Source organism: Aeromonas sp. ZOR0001 (assembly GCF_000801015.1).
GTDB lineage: Bacteria > Pseudomonadota > Gammaproteobacteria > Enterobacterales > Aeromonadaceae > Aeromonas > Aeromonas veronii.
Map to the genome: position 1 here is coordinate 46,109 of NZ_JRJY01000082.1, position 21,735 is coordinate 67,843.

22 protein-coding genes and 4 tRNA genes are annotated in these 21,735 nt (G+C 57.6%); 16 read left to right on the forward strand and 10 right to left on the reverse strand.

From position 1 onward, the window contains the following. Positions 1-866 (reverse strand): DNA translocase FtsK 4TM domain-containing protein (locus tag L972_RS11350; RefSeq protein WP_197058096.1); only part of this gene is annotated, 866 nt, incomplete at its 3' end. Between the two features lie 202 nt (positions 867-1,068). After that, positions 1,069-1,560, reverse strand: a complete 492-nt coding sequence (gene lrp / locus L972_RS11355) for a leucine-responsive transcriptional regulator Lrp (protein WP_005300047.1) — start codon at positions 1,558-1,560, stop codon at positions 1,069-1,071. Between the two features lie 150 nt (positions 1,561-1,710). On the opposite strand from lrp, the gene ald reads away from it, so the two are divergent. From ald to L972_RS11370, 3 genes are all read left to right on the forward strand, one after another. After that, positions 1,711-2,826 (forward strand): alanine dehydrogenase, encoded by a 1,116-nt coding sequence (gene ald, locus L972_RS11360; protein ID WP_047438314.1) that lies wholly within the window; start codon positions 1,711-1,713, stop codon positions 2,824-2,826. A 185-nt stretch (positions 2,827-3,011) separates the two neighbouring features. Then, positions 3,012-3,962 (forward strand): thioredoxin-disulfide reductase, encoded by a 951-nt coding sequence (trxB, locus tag L972_RS11365; RefSeq protein ID WP_019445530.1) that lies wholly within the window; start codon positions 3,012-3,014, stop codon positions 3,960-3,962. Between the two features lie 62 nt (positions 3,963-4,024). Beyond that, a complete protein-coding gene (locus L972_RS11370; protein ID WP_019445529.1) occupies positions 4,025-5,272 on the forward strand; it encodes a diguanylate cyclase in 1,248 nt (415 codons plus the stop codon). A 108-nt stretch (positions 5,273-5,380) separates the two neighbouring features. Here L972_RS11370 and L972_RS11375 read toward each other — a convergent pair whose 3' ends face one another. Continuing rightward, positions 5,381-5,851, reverse strand: coding sequence for a glycine zipper 2TM domain-containing protein (locus tag L972_RS11375; protein ID WP_019445528.1), 471 nt, complete (start codon positions 5,849-5,851; stop codon positions 5,381-5,383). A 19-nt stretch (positions 5,852-5,870) separates the two neighbouring features. Between L972_RS11375 and aat the strand changes: the two genes are divergently transcribed. The 3 genes from aat to infA all read left to right on the forward strand — a co-directional run bounded on the left by aat (position 5,871) and on the right by infA (position 7,578). Then, the gene (gene aat / locus L972_RS11380; RefSeq protein WP_019445527.1) at positions 5,871-6,578 is read left to right on the forward strand and encodes a leucyl/phenylalanyl-tRNA--protein transferase; all 708 of its coding nucleotides are present in this window, start codon (positions 5,871-5,873) and stop codon (positions 6,576-6,578) included. Then, positions 6,575-7,291 (forward strand): arginyltransferase, encoded by a 717-nt coding sequence (locus tag L972_RS11385; protein WP_047438316.1) that lies wholly within the window; start codon positions 6,575-6,577, stop codon positions 7,289-7,291. Before aat ends, L972_RS11385 begins: the two co-directional genes overlap by 4 nt. Positions 7,292-7,359: 68 nt before the next feature. Continuing rightward, positions 7,360-7,578 carry a translation initiation factor IF-1 gene (gene infA, locus L972_RS11390; protein WP_005300033.1) on the forward strand — a complete coding sequence of 73 codons (219 nt, stop codon included), beginning with the start codon at positions 7,360-7,362 and terminating at the stop codon, positions 7,576-7,578. A gap of 68 nt (positions 7,579-7,646) precedes the next feature. Here the strand turns inward: infA and clpA are convergent, their stop codons facing one another. Both clpA and clpS read right to left on the reverse strand, forming a co-directional pair. Then, entirely contained in the window at positions 7,647-9,902 is a 2,256-nt protein-coding gene (clpA, locus tag L972_RS11395; protein ID WP_005337110.1) for an ATP-dependent Clp protease ATP-binding subunit ClpA, read from the reverse strand. Positions 9,903-9,961: 59 nt separating this feature from the next. After that, positions 9,962-10,279 carry an ATP-dependent Clp protease adapter ClpS gene (gene clpS / locus L972_RS11400; protein ID WP_005337111.1) on the reverse strand — a complete coding sequence of 106 codons (318 nt, stop codon included), beginning with the start codon at positions 10,277-10,279 and terminating at the stop codon, positions 9,962-9,964. 229 nt (positions 10,280-10,508) lie between these two features. Here clpS and cspD point away from each other — a divergent pair, with 229 nt between their 5' ends. Beyond that, a complete protein-coding gene (gene cspD, locus L972_RS11405) occupies positions 10,509-10,727 on the forward strand; it encodes a cold shock-like protein CspD (protein WP_005300025.1) in 219 nt (72 codons plus the stop codon). Between the two features lie 117 nt (positions 10,728-10,844). On the opposite strand, the gene folD is transcribed toward cspD, so the two are convergent. Beyond that, entirely contained in the window at positions 10,845-11,699 is an 855-nt protein-coding gene (gene folD / locus L972_RS11410) for a bifunctional methylenetetrahydrofolate dehydrogenase/methenyltetrahydrofolate cyclohydrolase FolD (RefSeq protein WP_047438319.1), read from the reverse strand. A gap of 213 nt (positions 11,700-11,912) precedes the next feature. Between folD and L972_RS11415 the strand changes: the two genes are divergently transcribed. The 8 genes from L972_RS11415 to L972_RS11450 all read left to right on the forward strand — a co-directional run bounded on the left by L972_RS11415 (position 11,913) and on the right by L972_RS11450 (position 18,277). Next, positions 11,913-11,989: transfer RNA gene (locus L972_RS11415), tRNA-Pro, on the forward strand. Between the two features lie 37 nt (positions 11,990-12,026). Then, a tRNA-Arg gene (locus L972_RS11420) sits at positions 12,027-12,103 on the forward strand. A gap of 52 nt (positions 12,104-12,155) precedes the next feature. After that, positions 12,156-12,231 (forward strand) — tRNA-His (locus tag L972_RS11425). Between the two features lie 314 nt (positions 12,232-12,545). After that, positions 12,546-13,256: a two-component system response regulator RstA gene (rstA, locus tag L972_RS11430; RefSeq protein WP_047438321.1), complete on the forward strand. Its 711-nt coding sequence runs from the start codon at positions 12,546-12,548 to the stop codon at positions 13,254-13,256. 21 nt (positions 13,257-13,277) lie between these two features. Further along, positions 13,278-14,603 carry a two-component system sensor histidine kinase RstB gene (rstB, locus tag L972_RS11435; RefSeq protein WP_047438323.1) on the forward strand — a complete coding sequence of 442 codons (1,326 nt, stop codon included), beginning with the start codon at positions 13,278-13,280 and terminating at the stop codon, positions 14,601-14,603. A gap of 54 nt (positions 14,604-14,657) precedes the next feature. Then, positions 14,658-14,840, forward strand: coding sequence for a hypothetical protein (locus L972_RS11440; RefSeq protein ID WP_005337116.1), 183 nt, complete (start codon positions 14,658-14,660; stop codon positions 14,838-14,840). A gap of 153 nt (positions 14,841-14,993) precedes the next feature. Next, a complete protein-coding gene (gene mprF / locus L972_RS11445) occupies positions 14,994-17,543 on the forward strand; it encodes a bifunctional lysylphosphatidylglycerol flippase/synthetase MprF (RefSeq protein ID WP_047438324.1) in 2,550 nt (849 codons plus the stop codon). 11 nt (positions 17,544-17,554) lie between these two features. After that, a complete protein-coding gene (locus L972_RS11450; protein ID WP_047438326.1) occupies positions 17,555-18,277 on the forward strand; it encodes an AcvB/VirJ family lysyl-phosphatidylglycerol hydrolase in 723 nt (240 codons plus the stop codon). A gap of 292 nt (positions 18,278-18,569) precedes the next feature. Here the strand turns inward: L972_RS11450 and L972_RS11455 are convergent. Together L972_RS11455 and L972_RS11460 are read right to left on the reverse strand one after the other, a co-directional pair. Then, positions 18,570-18,657, reverse strand: a tRNA-Ser gene (locus tag L972_RS11455). A gap of 133 nt (positions 18,658-18,790) precedes the next feature. Continuing rightward, positions 18,791-19,246, reverse strand: a complete 456-nt coding sequence (locus L972_RS11460; RefSeq protein ID WP_005337119.1) for a YbjN domain-containing protein — start codon at positions 19,244-19,246, stop codon at positions 18,791-18,793. A gap of 158 nt (positions 19,247-19,404) precedes the next feature. On the opposite strand from L972_RS11460, the gene L972_RS11465 reads away from it, so the two are divergent. Then, complete coding sequence (locus tag L972_RS11465) at positions 19,405-20,742, forward strand: flavohemoglobin expression-modulating QEGLA motif protein (RefSeq protein WP_047438328.1); 1,338 nt, start codon at positions 19,405-19,407, stop codon at positions 20,740-20,742. Between the two features lie 80 nt (positions 20,743-20,822). On the opposite strand, the gene L972_RS11470 is transcribed toward L972_RS11465, so the two are convergent. Both L972_RS11470 and L972_RS20865 read right to left on the reverse strand, forming a co-directional pair. After that, the gene (locus L972_RS11470; RefSeq protein ID WP_005337121.1) at positions 20,823-21,404 is read right to left on the reverse strand and encodes a thymidine kinase; all 582 of its coding nucleotides are present in this window, start codon (positions 21,402-21,404) and stop codon (positions 20,823-20,825) included. Positions 21,405-21,495: 91 nt separating this feature from the next. Beyond that, positions 21,496-21,735: Na+/H+ antiporter NhaC family protein (locus tag L972_RS20865; RefSeq protein ID WP_047438402.1), on the reverse strand; the 240-nt coding region annotated here is incomplete at its 5' end.

A 21,735-nucleotide genomic window follows, 5' to 3' on the forward strand; every position in this document is an offset into this window, starting at 1 on the left:
GCACGTTTGGGCTTGGCAGCCGGAGTCGGCTCGTCCTCTTCATCATCAAACTGTGGGTCGAACTCGAAGGTATCGTCGTCGAGTTCCGGCAGCCACTCTTCGGCGGCAGCCTTCTGATTCTTGGCCTTGGGCTTGCGAGTCCAGCTGGTGTGCGGCTCATCTTCCTCATCATCAAACGCGATGGCCCCTACCCCGCCTTCCAGCAAGGGATCCGGCCCCTCGTTGCGGGGTTGACGCCAGCCACCGGTCAGCCAGCGGCCGAGGGTGGTCGGGAAGTGGTAAACAGCGCTGACCGAACCGGTACAGGCCGCGCCGATCTGCTCGACGATGGTGAGCCAGGACCAGCCGGTAAACAGGGTGATGCCGGTTGCCACGAAGCAGAGCAGCATCAGGTTGGCCCCGACGCCGCCAAACAGCGGCACCACTGCAGAAGCGATCACATCCCCCACCAGACCACCGGCGGAGAAGTTTTGCATATCGTTGAAGTTCATGCTGGCAATGGCCGACATGCCGAGCACGGTCAGGATAAAGCCGATGATCCGCACCCCCAGGGTGAGGTAATCCACATCGAGCAGACGGCTCGGGCGCCAGAACAGACTCCAGCCCAGCAGCACCACCAGCGGCGGCACCAGATAGGAGAAGGCTCCAAAGGTAAACATGGTGATGTCGGCGAGCCAGGCACCGGCACTACCGGCGAGGTTCTTCACCTCTCCTTGCCAGGAGGTCTGGGACCAGCCGGGATCAGCGGGATGATAGGACAACAGGGCAAGCAGAAGATAAGCAGCCATCAGGGTGATGGCGATCAAGACGGCTTCGAAGATCCGTTGTGTACCTGATAAAGGAGTAAACAGCTTTTTATCGGCCAAACTCCGGCTCCTTTCTGAAAACATGTAATGCAGGAAATAAGGGGGCCTAGTATCCCCGAAAAGCCCATCGATTGTCAGCCAGAGCCTGATGGGACGGGGCCATATTTGCAATTATCTTTACAAGAAGAAACGAGCGGACCGGCCGCTCGTTTCTGACTGTCATGGTGTCTCATATGGAAAAGACACCACGGCATAACCTGCTTTATCGGGTGCTGATCACCAGACGACTGCTCTGCTTGACCTCTTCCATCACCACGTAAGTGCGAGTGTCATTGACACCGGGCAGACGCAGCAGGGTTTCCCCCAACAGACGGCGGTAAGCCGACATGTCGCTGACTCGGGTCTTGAGCAGATAGTCGAAGTCACCGGAAACCAGATGACACTCCTGGATCTCTTCGAGCACCTGAACAGCCTTGTTGAACTGTTCAAACACATCAGGCGCCCCGCGATTGAGGGTTATCTCTACAAACACCAGCAGAGATGCGTCCAGATAATGAGGGTTCAGAATAGCGGCATATCCTTCGATATAACCTTGTCGCTCGAGGCGACGAACCCGTTCCAGACACGGTGTAGGACTCAGGCCAACTCGCTTGGACAACTCAACATTCGAAATCCTGCCATCCTTTTGCAGTTCATTAAGAATGTTGCGGTCAATCCTGTCCAAATCCTTTAGCCGACTCTTAGCTTCCATCATTTTATTCCATCCTTTGGCTATTTTTTGGTAAGAATCACCAGTCATTTTATAATTATGGTCACAAATCCTGTCAATACCTGAATATACTAGGCGCAAATGTTGGTTAACATTTTGGCAACATGAAACACCAATCTATAGACGAGGGATAGCATGATTATCGGTGTACCTAAAGAGATAAAAAACCATGAATACCGCGTAGGCATGGTTCCGGCCAGTGTACGTGAACTGACAGCACGAAACCATACTGTTTTCGTCCAAAGCGGTGCCGGAAACGGCATTGGCTTCAGCGATGCAGATTATATCGCTGTTGGAGCCGAAATTTTGGCCTCTGCTGCAGAGGTTTTCGCCAAAGCCGAGATGATCGTCAAGGTCAAGGAACCTCAGCCTGTCGAATGTGCCATGCTGCGTCCGGGTCAAACCCTGTTCACCTATCTGCATCTGGCGCCAGACTTGCCCCAGACCGAAGCCCTGCTGAAAAGCGGCGCCATCTGTATCGCCTATGAAACCGTCACCGACGGCCGTGGCGGCCTGCCCCTGCTGGCCCCCATGTCAGAAGTTGCCGGACGCATGTCTATTCAGGCGGGTGCCCAAGCGCTGGAAAAATCGCGCGGTGGTAGCGGTGTGCTGCTCGGCGGCGTACCCGGTGTCGAACCGGCCAAGGTGGTGATCATCGGTGGCGGCGTGGTCGGCTCCAATGCGGCCCGCATGGCCATTGGCCTGCGCGCGGATGTCACCATCCTCGATAACAACGTCGATACCCTGCGCCGTCTCGATAACGAGTTCCAGGGAGCGGCCAAGGTGGTCTACTCCAACAGCGAGACGCTGGAGCGCCATCTGCTGGCGGCCGATCTGGTCATCGGCGGCGTGCTGGTGCCGGGTGCCACTGCGCCAAAACTTGTCAGCCGTGACCACATTGCGCGCATGAAGCCGGGTTCTGCCATCGTCGATGTGGCCATCGATCAGGGCGGCTGTGTGGAAACCTCCCACGCCACCACCCACCAGGATCCGACCTATATCGTCGATGAGGTGGTGCACTACTGTGTCGCCAACATGCCAGGGGCGGTGGCCCGCACCTCGACCGTGGCGCTCAACAATGCCACCCTCCCCTTTATCATCAAGCTGGCACAGCAAGGGTATCGTCAGGCACTGCTGAACGATCCCAACCTGCTGCACGGGCTCAACGTGATGGAGGGCAAGCTCACCTGCAAGGAAGTGGCCGTGGCACATGGCCTTGCCTACACGGATCCCCTAACCCTGCTGAACTGATCTGCGCTGGCCTGCGCCAGTTGGAGATGAGTGAAAATCCGCCCGCGATGGGCGGTTTTTTTATTCCTTTATTTTGCATGTCACCCCTTGTGAACACGATTAGTGCAATCGACTCACCAGCCTTTGACCCCGGATCACGAATTACCTACAATCGCGCAAACTCATCACATCCCGGAAATGACATCATGAGCCAAGTCACTCACAGCAAATTGCTGATCTTAGGGTCAGGCCCGGCCGGTTACACCGCGGCCGTCTATGCCGCCCGCGCCAACCTCAATCCCCTGCTCATCACCGGCATGCAGCAAGGGGGTCAGCTGACCACCACCACCGAAGTGGAAAACTGGCCAGGTGATCCGGAAGGCCTGACCGGCCCGGCCCTGATGGAGCGCATGAAAGAGCATGCTGAGAAGTTCGATACCCGCATCCTGTTTGATCACATCAACAGTGTCGAACTGACTCAGCGCCCGTTCCGCCTCAAGGGCGACAACGGCGAATACACCTGCGATGCCCTGATCATCGCGACCGGCGCCTCCGCCAAGTATCTGGGTTTGCCCTCCGAAGAAGCCTTCAAGGGGCGCGGCGTCTCTGCCTGTGCCACCTGTGACGGTTTCTTCTACCGCAATCAGGAAGTGGCGGTGATCGGCGGCGGCAACACCGCAGTTGAAGAAGCCTTGTATCTGGCCAACATCGCCAAGAAGGTGCACCTGATCCACCGCCGCGACGAATTCCGTGCCGAGAAGATCCTGATCAAGCGTCTGCACGACAAGGTCGCGAGCGGCAACATCGTGCTGCACACCCACCAGACCCTGGACGAAGTGCTGGGTGATCAGATGGGAGTCACCGGTGTGCGCCTGCGCAACACTCAGGACAACAGCACCAGCGAGCTGCCGCTGATGGGCGTCTTCATCGCCATCGGCCACCAGCCCAATACCCAGATCTTCGATGGCCAGCTGGAGATGCAAAACGGCTATCTGAAGGTACGTGGCGGCCTCGACGGTTTTGCCACCCAGACCAGCATTGAAGGTGTCTTCGCTGCCGGCGACGTGGCCGACCACAACTACCGTCAGGCGATCACCTCTGCCGGTACCGGCTGCATGGCAGCCCTCGATGCCGAACGCTACCTTGACGCGCAATAAACAAGCGCAGTTGTGATATAAGGCATACCAGTCGGTATGCCTTTTTTATTTAAAGGAGTCTAATGAAACAGAAGATATTGATTGTCGAAGATAGCCTGACCATCCGCCGTATGCTGACTCAGGCCATTGCCCAGCAGACAGGCCTCGAGATTGACGCCTTCGATACCCTCGAAGGCGCTCGTCACTGTCGGGGCGAGGAGTATGTGGTCGCGCTGGTGGACCTGACCTTGCCGGATGCGCCCCGTGGCGAAGCGGTCAACGAACTGCTGGCTCGAGGTTTGCCGGTGGTGATCCTCACTGCCGACATCAGCGAGGATAAACGTGCAGCCTGGCTGGAAACCGGCGTGCTGGACTATGTGATGAAGGATTCGCGCCACTCGCTGCAATATGCCGTTAGTCTGGTGCACCGCCTCTATCTCAACCAGTCGATCGAAGTGCTGGTGGTCGACGACTCACGCACCTCCCGTCACCGCACCATGGCCCAGTTGCGCAAGCAGTTGTTGCAGGTGCATGAGGCCAGTCATGCCCGTGAAGCGATGGCGATGCTGGAGCAACATCCGGACATCCGGCTGGCACTGGTCGACTACTATATGCCGGATATCGATGGCATCAGTCTGGTGCGGATGCTGAGAGAGCGTTACAGCAAGCAGCAGCTCGCGATTATCGGGATCTCGGTCTCGGACAAGCGCGGTCTCTCTGCTCGCTACCTCAAGCAGGGCGCCAACGACTTTCTCAACCAGCCGTTCGAGCCGGAAGAGCTGCAGTGTCGGGTCAGCCACAATCTGGAGGCGCTCGAGCAGTTCAACAGCATTCAGGAGTCAGCCAATCGTGATTACCTGACCGGTCTCTACAACCGGCGCTACTGGTTCAACGAAGGGCAAAAATGGTTTGAAGAGCATCAGCGCCAACAGACGCCTCTTGCACTCTGTGTGCTCGATGTGGATCACTTCAAGCAGGTCAACGATCACTGGGGCCATGCCATCGGCGATCAACTGCTCTGCCATCTGACCCGGCTACTGACCCAGTTCTTCCCCGATGCCATGATCGCCCGGTTTGGCGGAGAGGAGTTTGCCATGATGGTGCCTCACTGTACCGTCCCCGTGTTGATCAAGCGTCTTGAAGGGCTGCGTCAGCAGCTGCGCCAGCAACCCTTGTCACCGGAAACCCCGCTCTTTGTTCGCGCCAGTTACGGCGTGATCAGCGTCGGGCGGATATCCATGGACGAGGCGCTGAGCGTAGCGGATCGGCTGCTCTATCAGGCAAAGAACACCGGTCGCGACAAGATAGTCTCTCAAGAGATAACTATCTGAATCCTCAGGGCATCAGTCCCGTGTATTACCGCCCGACAGACTTTCCGACAGGAGAGTCTGCGGGTTCCTTTCCTGCCACAGTCTTCCCATCACCATGACTATCGAAAGTCAGTAAGTCTTGTCGACCCGCACCCCATCATCGAAGTAGAGAATGCGCACCTTGTCCCCATTGGCAAAGACCATGGTGGGATCATAATCCTGGATCACGTTGATAAGGGCATTTTGCTCGTTGCGGATCAGCAGCTCCACCAACTTGTTTTCCACCACGGTTCCCCCGGACTGGTATTGCTGCGCAGCTGCAGCACCTGCGAGCGCGCCGACGGCGGTGGCGATTTCACGGCCATGACCGCCGCCAAACTGGTTGCCAAGCAGACCGCCCAACACGGCACCACCCAGCGTCTTCCAGCCAGAGTGCTCGGACTCCAGGATCTGGCGCTGGGTAATATTGCGCACCGTTTCGACCTGACCAAACACCACCTGATTGACCGGCCGCGCGGTATTGCGCTGGTAGACCTCCGCCCCGGCGGGCGCCGTGACAAAGCAGAGCAAGCTGGATACTATCAGGATAATGGCCTTCATCTATGAACCTCGTTGCCTTATGTCTCGCTATCTTACCCAACTGGATGATGAGCTTTGCTGGTTTCCCGACCCCAGCCATGCGCTGGAAGAGCCCAACGGCTTGCTGGCGATCGGCGGGGATCTCTCCCCGGCCAGATTGCTGGCAGCTTACCACAAGGGGATCTTCCCGTGGAATGAACCCCACCAGCCGACCCTGTGGTGGTCACCGGATCCCCGCGGAGTGATCCGCCCAGACCAACTCCATGTGGGACGGACACTGCAGAAGATTATCCGACGTACCCCATTCGATATTTCTGTCAATCGCGCCTTTAATGAAGTCATTACCGCCTGCGCCGCCCCTCGTCGCACTGCCGATGGCACCTGGATCAGCCAACCCATGATCGAGGCCTACCAGCAGTTGCACCGGCTGGGTCATGCCCACTCTATCGAGATCTGGCAGGAGGGAGAGCTGCAAGCGGGGCTGTATGGCCTATCTATCGGCCGACTGTTTTGCGGTGAATCCATGTTCAGCCGGATTGATAACGGCGCCAAACTTGCCATGGTGGCACTCTGTCGCCACTTCGCCCGCCATCGCGGCGCTCTCATCGATTGCCAGATGCAGAACCCGTTTCTGGCGACCCTGGGTATCGAGGAGTGGCCAAGGGCCCGTTTTCTGGCCGAGCTGGCGCGCCTTGGCCATCAACCACTGTTGGCTTCCTGCTGGCAAGAGGGGGAGATCAGCTTATGACTGAAGAAGTGATCCTCAAAGTAGGGCTGACTCCCAAGCATCCCTGCAGTTATCTGGACCATGAACAGGAGCAGTTGCTGGTGCTCATGGATCACAATCTGCTCAACGCCAACGGCTACGAGCGATTGTTGACTGCCGGTTTTCGCCGCAGTGGCAACGACATCTATCGTCCCCACTGCCCGGCGTGCCATGCCTGCCAATCCCTTCGTATTCACAGTGAACACTTTCGTCCCAGCCGTGGCCAGAAACGGATCCGCCAGCTCAACAGGGATATCGAGATCGTCCTGAGCTATGATGACAAACCCGAGTATTACCTGCTCTACGAACGTTATATCCGCGAGCGACATCACGATGGCAGCATGTATCCCCCCAACCGCAGCCAGTATCGCGGGTTTCTCCATTGTGACTGGATGCCGCCGCTCTACCTGGAGATGCGCAAAGAGGGCCGCCTGATCGGTGTCGCCACCACAGACCTGCTACCCCACTCCTTGAGCGCCATGTACACCTTCTTCGATCCGGATTATGCCGATCGCTCCCTGGGCACTTTTGCCATCCTCTGCCAGCTCGATCTGGCCAGGCAAACCGGGCGAAGCTGGCTCTATCTTGGCTATCTGGTAGAGGCGTGTCGCAAGATGAATTACAAACGCAATTACCTCCCTCATGAGCTGTTAATTCAGGGGGAATGGAAAAATATCGACACCAAGCCCGAGTAAACTTTACACATAGCCTTAAATCCGGCATGATCCAGCGGTTTTTTGTTGTGGCTTATCAAGAGGATTCAATGGCTAAAGAAGACAGTATTGAGATGCAGGGCACTATTCTCGAAACCCTGCCCAATACCATGTTCCGTGTGGAACTGGAGAATGGTCACGTGGTTATCGCTCATATTTCAGGCAAGATGCGCAAAAACTACATTCGTATCCTGACTGGAGACAAAGTAACGGTAGCACTGACTCCCTACGATCTCTCCAAGGGACGTATTGTTTTCCGCTCTCGCTAAGCCAGGAATTCAGCAAAAAACCCCAACCTTTCGGTTGGGGTTTTTTGTCGTTTTCTGATCACTGACGCTTAGTGGGAAACAGCTTCAACATTGACCTGAAAATCAAAGCTGAGGCTGTCATTTACCAACTCAACCTTCACAATTCCCCCGTCAACCAGTGAGCCGAACAAGATCTCGTTGGCCAGGGGTTTCTTGAGGTGTTCCTGGATAACCCGACCCATCGGTCTGGCCCCCATGGCTCTGTCATACCCCTTCTCCGCCAACCAGTGGCGGGCACGCTCGGACACCTCGAGAGAAACTCCCTTCGCATCCAGTTGAACCTGCAATTCGACAATGAACTTGTCGACCACCTGATGGATCACCGTCATATCCAGATGGTTGAACCAGATGGTGTGATCAAGCCGGTTGCGAAACTCCGGACTGAAGGTCTTGTTGATCACCGCCATGGCATCGTGGCTCAAATCCTGTTGCTGGAAGCCAATCGATTTACGCTGGGTCTCCTGCACACCAGCGTTGGTAGTCATGACCAAAATCACGTTACGGAAATCCGCCTTGCGCCCGTTGTTGTCGGTCAGGGTGCCGTTGTCCATCACCTGCAACAGCAGATTGAATACGTCCGGGTGAGCTTTCTCAATTTCGTCAAGCAACACAACGGAATGAGGATGCTTGATCACCGCATCAGTCAGCAGACCCCCCTGCTCAAAACCGACATAGCCGGGAGGCGCACCAATCAGGCGAGATACGGTATGGCGTTCCATGTACTCGGACATATCAAAGCGCAGCATCTCGACACCCAATGCCTTGCCCAACTGCTGGGTCACCTCTGTTTTACCAACACCAGTAGGACCGGCAAACAGGAAGCAACCAACCGGGCGACGCTCGTTACCCAAACCTGAACGAGAGAGGCGAATCGCATCGGTCAGCACCTCGATGGCTTTATCCTGACCAAAGACCACCATCTTCAGATTGCGTTCCAAGTTCTTCAGTACTTCTTTATCTGAAGAGGAGACTGATTTTTCCGGAATGCGAGCGATCTTGGCCACAATGGACTCAATTTCCTGCACATTGATCACTTTCTTGCGCTTGCTCGCCGGCAGCAACCGCTGACCGGCACCCGCCTCGTCGATCACATCGATCGCCTTGTCGGGTAGGTGACGATCATTGATGTACTTGGCAGAGAGCTCGGCAGCTGCACGGATCGCCTTGGCGGTATAGCGTACGCCGTGGTGAGCTTCATAGCGACTCTTGAGCCCCATCAGGATGCGAGTGGTGTCATCGATAGTCGGCTCGACAATATCGATCTTCTGGAAGCGACGGGCCAACGCACGGTCTTTCTCGAAGATCTGGGCGTACTCCTGATAAGTGGTGGATCCCACGCAGCGGAGCAAACCATTGGAGAGCAGCGGCTTGATTAGGTTGGCTGCATCCAGCTGACCACCGGATGCCGCACCGGCACCGATGATGGTATGGATCTCGTCGATAAAGAGGATGGCCCCTTCCTGACGCTCAATCTGCTTGAGCAGTACCTTGAGGCGCTTCTCGAAATCACCACGGTATTTGGTACCCGCCAGCAGAGAACCCATATCCAGCGAATAGATGGTACTGCCCGCAATCACCTCGGGGACATCCCCCTTGACGATTCGATAGGCCAGACCTTCGGCAATGGCGGTTTTACCCACGCCTGCTTCACCCACCAGCAGCGGGTTGTTCTTGCGACGGCGGCAGAGCACCTGAATGGTACGATTGAGCTCCTGATCACGGCCAATCAGCGGATCGATGCGCCCTTCCAGCACCAGCTGGTTCAGGTTGGTGGCAAAGCTCTCTATCTGGGCGGCCGAAACATCATCATCAGACTCGGGATTGTTATTGCTGCCGAGATCCGGCTTGCTGTCCTTGCGAACCCCGTGGGAGAGGAAATTGACGACGTCGAGACGGCTGATCTCGGCTTTTTTCAGGAAATAGGCAGCTTGTGACTCCTGCTCACTGAAGATAGCGACCAGCACGTTGGCGCCGCTGACTTCGGTATTGCCGGAGGATTGCACATGGAAGACGGCACGCTGCAACACACGCTGGAAGCCCAGTGTCGGCTGGGTTTCACGATCTTCATCATCGCGCGGTATGAGCGGAGTAGTTTGGGTGATGAATGCGCGGATCTCCTTGCGCATCTGCTCGACATCGGCACCACAGGAGCTCAGCGCCTCATGGGCTGAACTGTTATCCAGAAGGGCTAACAACAGGTGCTCGACGGTCATGAATTCGTGGCGCTCGTCACGGGCCAGTTTGAAAGCCTCGTTCAGCGTCTTTTCTAGATCTTTATTCAACATAGGCACCTCCCCTAGTACAGCTACAATGTGGTGTCACACTCGCCATCACGTCATCAGATTCAAGCCTTTTCCATAGTACAGAGCAGTGGATGTTCGTTGTTACGTGCATAGGTGTTGACCTGGACAACCTTGGTTTCGGCGATCTCTGCGGTAAACATGCCGCAGACCCCCTTACCACTATAATGCACACTCAGCATGACCTGAGTCGCCTTGTCCAAATCCATACCAAAGAACTTTTGCAGCACCTCCACCACAAACTCCATGGGCGTGTAGTCATCGTTGTTCAACACAACCTTATACATGGGTGGCGGCTGCAGCTTTGTTTTCTCTGCTTCTGCAATCTCTTCATTAGCAAAGAGTTCTTTCTGCTTGCTCATAATCGCGCTTTGGTACCTCTAGATTACTACCGTCTAACACAAGGTTGTCAATAGACTTGTTAACCAGATCACATCAGCTGTTAACAACTTCTTGACTCGCTCAAAAGTTAGACTAGATTGGTTACTTGCTAATCTGTGCCCGTCTGCTATGGGCTCATGTCCCTAGTTATAAAGGGCTGGCGCAGGTTACTCAACGACTTCTGGGTAATCAATAAAAGGATGTAGAAGTATGGCAACCGGTACAGTTAAGTGGTTTAACAACGCAAAAGGATTTGGGTTTATCTGTCCGGAAGGGGGCGGTGAGGATATCTTCGCTCACTACTCCACGATTCAAATGGAGGGCTACAAGACCCTGAAAGCGGGTCAGGCTGTCAATTTTGAACTGCAACAGGGGCCGAAAGGAAATCACGCCTCTGTCATTGTGCCAAACGAAGCACAAAATATGTAAATAACACCCGTTGGATAAATAAAAAACCGGTTCCTCTCTGAGCAACCGGTTTTTTATTGTCAGATTTCTGGCGAATCCTGCCTCCTCATGGGATCACAGGGTTATCGCCAGCCATGATCAGTCGTGATATTCACTGCAGGCGATCAGGGTATTTTCCATCAGGCTGGCGACCGTCATCGGGCCCACGCCACCGGGTACCGGAGTAATGAAGGAGGCATGGCTGCGCGCCGTCTCAAACTCTACATCCCCGACCAGCGAGCCATCAGCCAGGCGATTGATGCCCACATCGATTACCAGTGCCCCCGGTTTGATCCACTCGCCAGGAATGAAGTTGGGCTTGCCGACTGCGACAACCAGCAGATCGGCACGGCGTACCTGATCTTCCAGATCCCGGGTAAAGCGGTGACAGGTCGTAGTTGTGCAGCCCGCCAGTAGCAATTCGAGAGTCATGGGACGCCCCACTATGTTGGACGCTCCCACCACGACAGCATGCAGACCGTGCGTCTTCACGCCGGTGGTCTCGATCAGCGTCATGATCCCTTTCGGAGTGCAGGGGCGCAGCGCCGGAATACGTTGGGCCAAACGACCGACGTTATACGGGTGAAATCCATCTACATCCTTGTCAGGCTGGATCCGCTCCAGCACCTGAGTGGTATCAAAGTGATCCGGCAACGGCAGCTGAACCAGAATGCCATCAACGTGGCTATCCGCATTCAGCTGGTCAATCAGCGCCAGCAGCTCTTCCTGACTGGCGGTGGCACTCAGGTCATAGGAGCGGGAGAGAAAACCCACCTCCTCGCACGCCCGACGTTTGCTGCCGACATAGACCTGAGAGGCGGGATCCACCCCCACCAGAATGACTGCCAGCCCTGGAGCCCGTTTCCCTGCCGCCAACCGCTGTTGGACTTGCGCCGCGACCTGGCTGCGAATCGTTTGCGCAACCTGTTTTCCATCTATGATTTTGGCAGACATCGTTCTCCACTCACCATGTGTTCAACTGCCGCGCATTGTCGCATTTTTTTAGCCGGGATGTTAGCGGCAGACGCACGCCAGACCTGTAGCGGGCAATAAGTAGGCACTTGAATTTACTGGGGGAAAAAGTCGTTGACGCTGGCCCTTACGCTTGGCTATGATGCCCGCCCGTTGCCCAGTACGACTCTTGTCGATATGCTGGTCAGGGATTTTCGGTGATTAGCGCAGCCCGGTAGCGCATCTGGTTTGGGACCAGAGGGTCAAAGGTTCGAATCCTTTATCACCGACCATGTTCATCGACTCGTCCCTAAGACGTGTTGATACAAAGCGCCCTTAGCTCAGTTGGATAGAGCAACGGCCTTCTAAGCCGTGGGTCGCAGGTTCGAATCCTGCAGGGCGCGCCATTGATGTTCCCCAATCCTTCTGGATTGGCGAGCGTTGATGAAAATTTCAGTGGTGGCTGTAGCTCAGTTGGTAGAGTCCCGGATTGTGATTCCGGTTGTCGTGGGTTCGAGCCCCATCAGCCACCCCATTATTCTGTCGATAATCGCCGCAAGGAGATGTCCATCGACTGGTGCAGTGACCTTCTGGTCTACACCACAAAAAAACCGGCTTTGGCCGGTTTTTTTGTTTTTACGCCCGACAGCGCCTTGCCTTGTCTGCAAGGCCATCCTCCAGATCGATAAACGCGGCTCCGCCCATTTGTCACTATGCGCACCTCCCCATCGATACACACAGCCACACTCCCCCACACATCAGCCTGCCTGGTTCTTTTTCTGTATTTCCCAGGCGCCATTGATATGCTGATCACTCTTCTTCTCTCCTGCTTTCCGTTGGAGCTTTTCTATGCAACGCATTCTTTTTGTCGAAGATGATCCCGAGATTGGCCAGCTCATCAGCAGTTGGCTCGGTCGCCACGATATGGACGTGATCCTCGAGCCCAGAGGGGATATGGCGCTGGCCCGGGTCGAGGCCGAACAGCCCGATCTGGTGCTGCTCGATATCATGTTGCCGGGGCAGGATGGCTTGTCCCTCTGTCGGGATCTGCGGCCGCGCTTCGACGGCCCCATCGTAATGCTCACCTCGCTGGATAGCGACATGAACCAGATCCTTAGTCTGGAGCTGGGCGCCAACGACTACATCCTTAAAACCACCCCGCCCCCCGTGCTACTGGCCAGACTGAGGGTGCAGTTTCGCCAGCACCAGCAAGCATCAACCCAACCGGCAGCCACCAGCAGCGTTCCCCAGCAGCTGCAATTTGGTCGGCTGCGGGTGGATGGCCCAGGGCGAGATGTGCGCCTCGATGGCGAGAGCATTGCTCTCTCGACCGCCGACTTTGATATGCTGTGGGAACTCGCTTGTCACGCGGGCCAAATCTTGAGTCGGGAAGCCCTCTTTCGCAGCTTGCGCGGCCGAGAGTACGACGGTCAGGATCGCAGCATGGATGTGGCCATCTCCCGCCTGCGCCGAAAACTGGGTGATAACCCTGAAAACCCGACCCGGATCAAGACAGTGCGTCAGAAAGGCTACCTCTTCGTCCCCCACGCCTGGGAATAACCCTCTTTCGGGAGCACCGCCATGCGCCGTCTCTTTATCCAGTTCTATCTGTTACTGATAGGCTGCTTCACCCTCGCCATCCTGCTGGTGGGTGTGGTCTATCAGGTGACCGCCGAACGGGCGGGTGATCGCTATCTCGAACGCATGATGCAGGGATCCCTTGGCCTGTTGACCGGCGAGTTGGCAAGAACCCCGCCCGAGCGCTGGCCCGCTCGGCTGGCCGAGCAGAGCAGTCAGTTTACCCTCCCCCTCAAGATCGGCGAGCTGGTGCGCCAGCCGCTGGCCAGCGAGGATCAGGCCTTTCTGGCTGCCGGCAACATTGTCATCGTCGAGGAGGATGACACCTTCCTGCAGCGCATCCCCGATACCGACCGGGTGCTGATTGTCGGCCCTGTACCCTACCTCTCCTACCTGCACGAGCTGCACTGGGTCGATGTGGGGCTGCTGCTGGTGATCGGCCTCTCTCTCGGCCTGCCCATCCTTCTGTGGCTACGTCCCCACTGGCGCGGCTTGCAGCAGTTGGAGCAAACCGCACGTCGCGTAGGCGATGGGGATCTCTCCTGCCGAACCAATCTGCCACCGGGCAGCAGTCTGGCCCGGGTGGGACGCACCTTCGATCAAATGGCGACCCAATTGCAGGCCATGATTGCCAGCCGCAAGCAACTGACCGATGCCATCGCCCACGAGTTGCGCACCCCGCTGGTCCGGTTGCGCTATCGGCTTGCCATGCTCGATCCTGCCCCTGCCGAGCAGGAGCAGCAGGCGCTGGAGCGAGATCTGGGAGCGCTGGACGCTCTGATCGAAGAGATGCTCACCTACGCCAGGCTGGATAGACCCGAGTTGCCGTTGCAACGGGACGAGCTTGAACTCAGCCACTGGGCACAAGCGCATCTCGGCGACTGGCAAGCGCTGGCACCCGAGAAGAGGCTCACCCTCGATCTGCCGCCACGCCACATGCCCTGGTGCGGCGATCAGCGTCTGCTGACCCGCGCGGTGGAGAACCTCATCGGCAATGCTCTGCGCTACGCCGAGAGCGAGGTTACCCTCTCCATCTCGCGGCTGCAGGAGAACTATCTTCTGGAGGTGAGCGACGATGGACCGGGGATCGATCCGGCGCTGGCGCCCCAGATCTTCGAACCGTTCGTGCGCCTTGATCAAAGCCGGGATCGCCGCACCGGCGGCACCGGACTGGGGCTGGCCATCGTGCGCAGCATTGCCCGTCATCACGGGGGGGATGTGGCGCTGCTGGCCAGTGACCACGGCGCCCGCTTCTGCCTCACCCTGCCTGTACATTTGGATACAAACCGTCACCAACCGCTCACTGAAGGGCCGCCGCAACCGTCATAGGATGACTGTCATGGAGAACGCTCCATAACATCAACCCGAATAAGGAAATTGAACATGAAAAAGATCATTCCCCTGACCCTGGCTGCCGTCTTCGCCCTCACTTCCGGTTTCACCATGGCGGCCACTCCGACCAAGACAGCCACACCGCAGGCGACCCAGACCAAGGTGGTGAAAAAACACCATAAAGCCACCCACGCCAAGACCCCTGCCGTCAAAGTCGCGCCGAAAACCAAGTGATCCAAGCGGTCACTGGATAACACAGAGGGAGGCTGACGCCTCCCTTTCCATCTCTTCCCGAAATTTTCCTGACGAGCGCCTCCCTCGTCCAAACCGGATCCACGACCCGGCTCCCCCTTTGCGGGAAACGGTCAATGACCACAGGAACATGGCATGTGGCGTCATCTGCTTAAATGGCTAGGCCCCTTGTGCAGCTTGCTGCTGCTCGGCACCGCACTGACCGTGCTGTATCACCTGACTCAGGCATGGCACTGGCACGATATTCGTGTGGCCATCTGGTCCCAACCCCTGCCGCGACTGGCGGGCGCCCTGTTGCTGACCCTGCTCAGTTATGGTTGCCTCTGCAGCTATGACATGCTGGCGCTCCATGCGCTGGGCAAGCGCCTTCCCTGGCAACAGGTCAGCATCACCTCCTTTATCGCCTACACCTTCTCCAACACCCTGGGATTTGCCCTGCTGACCGGCACCTCGGTACGCTATCGCCTCTACTCTGCACTGGGGCTCGCCACCGGAGAAGTGGCCCGCGTGGTGCTGTTCTGCTCCATCACCTTCTTCCTCGGCCTGTTGGCGTGGGGAGGTGGCGCCCTACTGACCTGCGATGTATCACAGTTGCAGCCTGACTGGCCGCAATGGGCAGATACCCTGCTCAAGCTGGCGGGCATGATGGCTCTGCTGTTGGTGGCCTGCTACCTCTGCTGGCCCACACACCGTCTCTCCTGGCGGAAACACACCCTGACCCTGCCGGGCTTTCGGATACGTCTGTTGCAACTGTTGGTCGCGCTGGCCGACTGGATGGCCGCCGCCGCCGTACTGTTTGTCCTGTTGCCTGCAGATAGCGTCCCCTACCCTGTGCTGCTCAGTGCCTTCGTGCTGGCCAGCTTCCTCGGGGTACTGGCCCACGTGCCGGGCGGGATCGGCGTGTTCGAAGCGAGCATGAGCCTGCTGCTGGCTAACTACCTGCCAACCGACAAGCTGCTCGCCTCGCTGCTGCTCTACCGCTGCATCTATTATCTGCTTCCCTTTCTCTGTGCCCTGCTGCTCTTTACCAGCCAGGAGATGTTGCAACAAAAAGCGCGCTGGCAGCGGCTACAGGGGCTGATGAGCGCAGTGCGCGAATTTCTTCCCGCCCTTATCAGCATGGGCACCTTCGCCGCCGGCAGCCTGCTGCTCTGCTCGGGGATGATCCCGACCATGCGCAGCCACATCGAAGTGTGGCTGCAGGTGTTGCCGCTCCACCTACTGGAGCTCTCCCACGTGCTCGGCAGCGTGAGCGGTATCCTCCTGATACTGCTGGCGCGCAGCCTCTATCGCCGTCACGACGCCGCGTTTCGCATCACCCAGCTGCTGCTGGCTCTGGGTATCGCCTTCTCCCTGCTCAAGGGGGGGGACTGGGAGTCAGCCCTGCTGCTTGGCAGCTTACTGCTCATCATGACCCCCTGCCGTTCTCTCTTCTATCGCAAGGGGTCGCTGCTCTATCCCCAGTACACCCCGGGCTGGCTCATCTCGGTCGGCGCCGTGCTGCTGGGAGCACTGTGGCTGCTGCTCTTCTCCTACCGTCAGGTGGAGTATGACCACGCCCTCTGGTTCCACTTCTCGCCCCACGGCGGGGCGGCCCGCGGCCTGCGCGCCATGGGGAGCGTGGTGGCCGTGCTGGCCGTGGCCGGGGTTGCCCAGCTGCTTGCACCGCTGCGCATGGTCGGTGAAAAGCCGGACAAGGAGACGCTGGCGCGCGCTCAGGAGCTGGTGGTGCGCGAAGGGGGGATCCACGGCTATCTGGCCCAGCTGCAGGACAAGTCCCTGCTGTTCCATCCCGCCGGCGACGCTTTCCTGATGTATGGCATCGAGGGCAACAGCTGGATTGTGATGGGGGATCCGGTCGGCCGCCCCGATCAGATCGAAGAGCTGCTCTGGCAATTTCGCGAGCGGTGCGACGAGCACGACGCCAACCCGGTCTTTTATCAGGTCTCGGCCCGCTATCTTCCGCTCTATCTGGAGCTGGGGCTGATCCCCTTCAAGCTCGGTGAAGAGGCGATGGTCGATCTGGCCACCTTCGATCTGGCGGGCAGCCGCCTGCGCGGCCTGCGCCAGAGCCACGCCAAAGGCAAACGGGAAGGGTTGACCTTCGAGGTGGTCGAGGCCAGTGCCGTGGCCCCCCTGCTGCCCAGATTGCAGACTGTCTCCGATACCTGGCTGCAGAGCAAGATGGGGAAGGAGAAGGGCTTCTCGGTCGGCCGCTTCGAGCCAGACTACCTGACCTTGAGCCCGGCTGCGCTAGTGTGGCACGAGGGGCAGATCGTCGGCTTTGCCAACCTCTGGGTGAGCGATAACAAGGAGATGCTCTCCATCGATCTGATGCGCTACAGCCTGGATACCGGTACTGCCCCCATCATGGATTTTCTCTTTGTCGAACTGCTGCTGTGGGGCAAGGCGCAAGGGTACGCCAGCTTCAATCTGGGGATGGCCCCCATGTCCGGCTTCAACGATCACCCGCTCGGCAGCTACTGGGCCCGCCTTGGCAATACCCTGTTTGTGCGTGGCAGCCGTTTTTACAACTTTCAGGGGCTCAGACGCTACAAGGAGAAATTTTCGCCCCGCTGGGAACCCCGCTACCTGCTCTGCAGCAGCAAGCTGGTACTGCCCAGAACCCTGACTCACCTGATCACCCTGATTAGCCGCGGCCCGCTGGGGCTGATCAAGAAATAGGAGCATGGCCAATGAGAGCCTTGATTTTGCTGTTACTCAGTCTCGTACTGCCCGTTTCGTCTTTTGCGGCGCACGCCGCCCCGGTCAAGGATGACCTGAGCCTGATTGAGCTGCCGGTCAAGCAGCCATCCGATGCCCCCATGGTGATCTTTCTCAGCGGCGATGGTGGCTGGGCGGCCCTCGACAAGGGGTTGAGCGCCCAGTTTCAGCTGCACGGCATGCCGGTCGTGGGCTGGAGCTCCCTCACCTACTACTGGAAGAAGAAAACCCCGGAGCAGGTGACCGCCGATCTGGAGCGGATCCTCGATGATTACCAGACTCGCTGGCAGCGCCCCCGCTGGCTGCTGGTCGGCTTCTCGTTTGGTGCCGAGATTGTCCCCTTCGTCATCAACCAGTTACCGGAGCACTATCGTCAGGGACTGGTCGGGGCCGTGATGCTCTCCCCCTCCACCAGCTCGGACTTCGAGATCCACGTCAGCGATATGCTGACCCACAAGGCGCGGAGCTACCCGACCGAGCCGCAGGTGAAGACTATCCGCGATCTGCCGATGCTCTGCCTGCAAGGTGCCGATGATGATGATGACGACCGCCTCTGCCCCCGTCTCAACCAACCCAACGTCACCAGCGTCACCCTGCCGGGAGGACATCATTTTGACGATAACTACCCCCAGCTCTATCAGGCCATCACCACGCATCTGAACCTGCCCCCGGATCCACTGACTGTGGAGCATTAACCCGTATCACCACGGAATGCCTTTCAAGTGCCGAGCAGGGCAAATCAGCGAGCAATAAAAAGGGCCTCTCTTGCGAGAGGCCCTTGTACTGAATTGGGCGGAAACGTTAAAAGGATCGACCAATGGATTGGCCGTGGCGTCAAGGTCACCGAGGCTTTTCACTACGATTGCCCAAGCGGTTCAGCAAGATGCTGGGCTATCAACAATGAGGATTTGCAGTCCTATGCTGACAACCGCTCGGGATTGCGCCATAAAACAAAAGCCCTGATGTTTCCATCAGGGCTTTGCAATGTGGCGGTGAGGGAGGGATTCGAACCCTCGATACGTTGCCGTATACACACTTTCCAGGCGTGCTCCTTCAGCCACTCGGACACCTCACCAAATTTTGGTCTGTGGTTTAACGTGTTCAGCAACACGGTGCTCGCTGCGCTGTTGCGCAGGAACGGGGCGTAATTTAGGGGAAAGCCCCGCCCGCGTCAACGGCTTTTTTCACCTGGCGAACCGTTCGAACACTTAATGCACAGATTCCGGTGCGACCTGGATTTCCGGCAGGTTGAGGAAGCCGGAACGTTCGCATTCGGCAACCAGTTCGTGGGTGGCGGCGATGGTGCTTTGCACGAACAGCAGGAACTGCTCGACGCTGAGTCCGGCCTTGGTAAAGACGGTGTGGCCGACCACCAGCCGCGGCAGGTTGTCATCGATGATATCGAGGAACACCTTGAGGGAGGGGTACTGCATATTGAGTCGGCCCAGTTCGGCAACCAGCGGCAGCATGGCGGAGGGGCGCACTTCCAGCTCGGAGGAGAACAGCAGGCCTTCCTCTTCCACGAAGATCCGGCTCTCCTGAATACCATCGACCGACTGCAAAGAGACAATGTGGATACCGTGACACTGGTCGCAGACATAGTGCTCGATACGAGCCTGTTGCAACCAACGCATTATCATTTCGGAGCTGGGGATATTCATCATTTCCACGACAAGATTGGGATCAAGGGGCGCAGTCTAAACCAATTTGCTATCAACAAAAAGCACGCCAATCCGATAACCCTGCGGCTCGCTTCTTTTTGGCAAGCGCTATGCATATACTCAGCCAAATCCACGACGACGCTTGCCCCACAGGGGGCCCCATGACTATCCAAGAAAAGTATCGCCTTCATCTGAAATCACTCTCGGATGAGCTACTCACCCTGCAAAAACCTATCCGCATTCTGGATGCCATCAAATGGCCACGCCATCTGCAGGATCGCTTTCTGGCAAGCGGTGGCAGAGCGCTGCCCGCTATCGACAGGCACTTCTATGATGCCCTCCCCCTCGGCTTCGATCCGCGCAACAAGTATCTGGAGCTCAAGGAGCTGCGGGACCGGATCCGCAGAAAACTGGGGCCACAGGACGATCTTGGCCGGATCCTGCAAGAGACGGTCGATCAGTACATGGTGGTGATCGAGATGCTGCGCCAGCGCGGCCAACCCGATTTTCAGCGTTACAGCCAGCTGCTTTATGGCTCTGCCAGCGATCACCTGCGTGGGGATCGCAAGACTCTCAAGGAGCTGGGCGCCCGCCTGTGCGATATATTCTCCCTGCCCGGCGCGCGCCATCTGGTGCGCCCCTACCCCAAGGAGTTCGAAGGAGAGGCCGCGGTCGCCAAACTGCAGGGCAAGCTGTCGAGCTACTTCAGTGACGGCACTGTGCAGGTGAAGCTGAGCGATGGGATTGTCTCCGATGCCGCTGCCGGTGGCGACTACATCAAGCTCAACTCCCACGCCCGTTTCTCCGAGCTGGACTTGCAGGTGCTGGAGGTACACGAGGGGTGGGTCCATGTCGGCACCACCCTCAACGGTCGCCAGCAGCCCTATGCCACTTGGCTGAGCGCCGGTTCACCGCGGATCACCGCCTGTCAGGAGGGGCTGGCCGTCCTGATAGAGACCCTCACCTTCAGCTCTTTTCCGGATCGGGCCAAGCGTATCTCCGATCGGGTGATGGCCATAGACATGGCCGAGCGTGGCGCCGATTTTATCGAGGTGTTTCAGCACTTCGTGCAGCAGGGCACCAGCGAGCACGACGCCTACAAGATCACCCAGCGGGTCTTTCGTGGCGGCATGGTGGGCGGCGGTGCCTGCTTTACCAAGGATCTCTCCTACGTGCGTGGCTATGTGGAAACGGTCAACTTTATCCGCAGCGCCGTGCTGGAAGGGGTGCCCGAAATCCTGCCGATGCTGTTTGTCGGCAAGGTGACACTGGATGACATTCCGGTGCTCTATCAGCACTATCTGGAGGGGCTGATCGCCGCTCCCCGCTATTTGCCGCCGATGTTTCGCGATCTCACCGGCCTCTATGTCTGGTTCGGTTTTGCCTCCGGCATGTCACTGGTCGATATCGGCCGGGTACAGCACCATTTTCGCCAGCTGTTTCAACGCCTGCCGGTGGCCGACCCCATCATTGCGCCGGTGGATATCGAGATAGACTGAACCACAGCGATACAAGTTGGGGAAAATAAAAAGGGCGCCAGATTGGCGCCCTTCTCGACGATTCAAATATCGCAGCCGACTTACTTGTAGGCCCGACCTTCGAGATAGTGTTTGCGACAGAGTGACACATAGCGATCGTTGCCACCGATCTCCACCTGTTCGCCATCACGCATCACCTGCCCCGCTTCATTGACCCGGGAGTTCATGTGAGCCTTGTTGCCACACCAGCAGATGCTCTTCAGCTCTTCAAACTTGTCGGCCAGACAGAGCAGATGGTAGGAGCCCGGGAACAGCTCGCCGCGAAAATCGGTCTTGAGGCCATAGGCCATCACCGGAATATCCTGCTCATCGACGATGCGGGCCAACTGGTAGACCTGCTCACGGGTCAGGAACTGGGCCTCGTCCACGATAAAGACATCGATATGTTTCTTCGCATGGCGCTCTTTCACCATTTCAAACAGATCACAGCTGTCGCTGAACACGTCCACCTTCAGTTCAAGGCCAACCCGGGCACTGATCACCCCGACCCCGAAACGGTCATCGATGGCTGGCGTCATCGCCAGAGGATGCATGCCCCGCTCCAGATAGTTGAAGTGCGCCTGAATGAGCTGGGTGGATTTGCCTGAATTCATGGTGGCAAATTTGTAGTGCAGTGAAGCCATGATACTGTTCCGAAACTGAATTTATGGGGCGCATGCTAACCAAAGCCCCTGACAAAACCAAGGGGCCCGCGGGCCCCTTGCTCTATAAATGTTACGCGGTGGCCAACACTGGCCGCGCTTTGGCCTTTTTCAGGTGATAGCCGGTAAAGAGCACGAACCAGAGGGCACTGACACTGAAACCGGCCAGGCTGGAGTGCATCAAGCCCATCGCCAGGTAACCGATGGCCGCGCCGAAGGCGATGGCCAGTGCATAGGGCAGCTGGGTCATCACGTGATCGATGTGATGGCAACCGGCACCGGTGGCAGAGAGGATGCTGGTGCTGGAGATGGG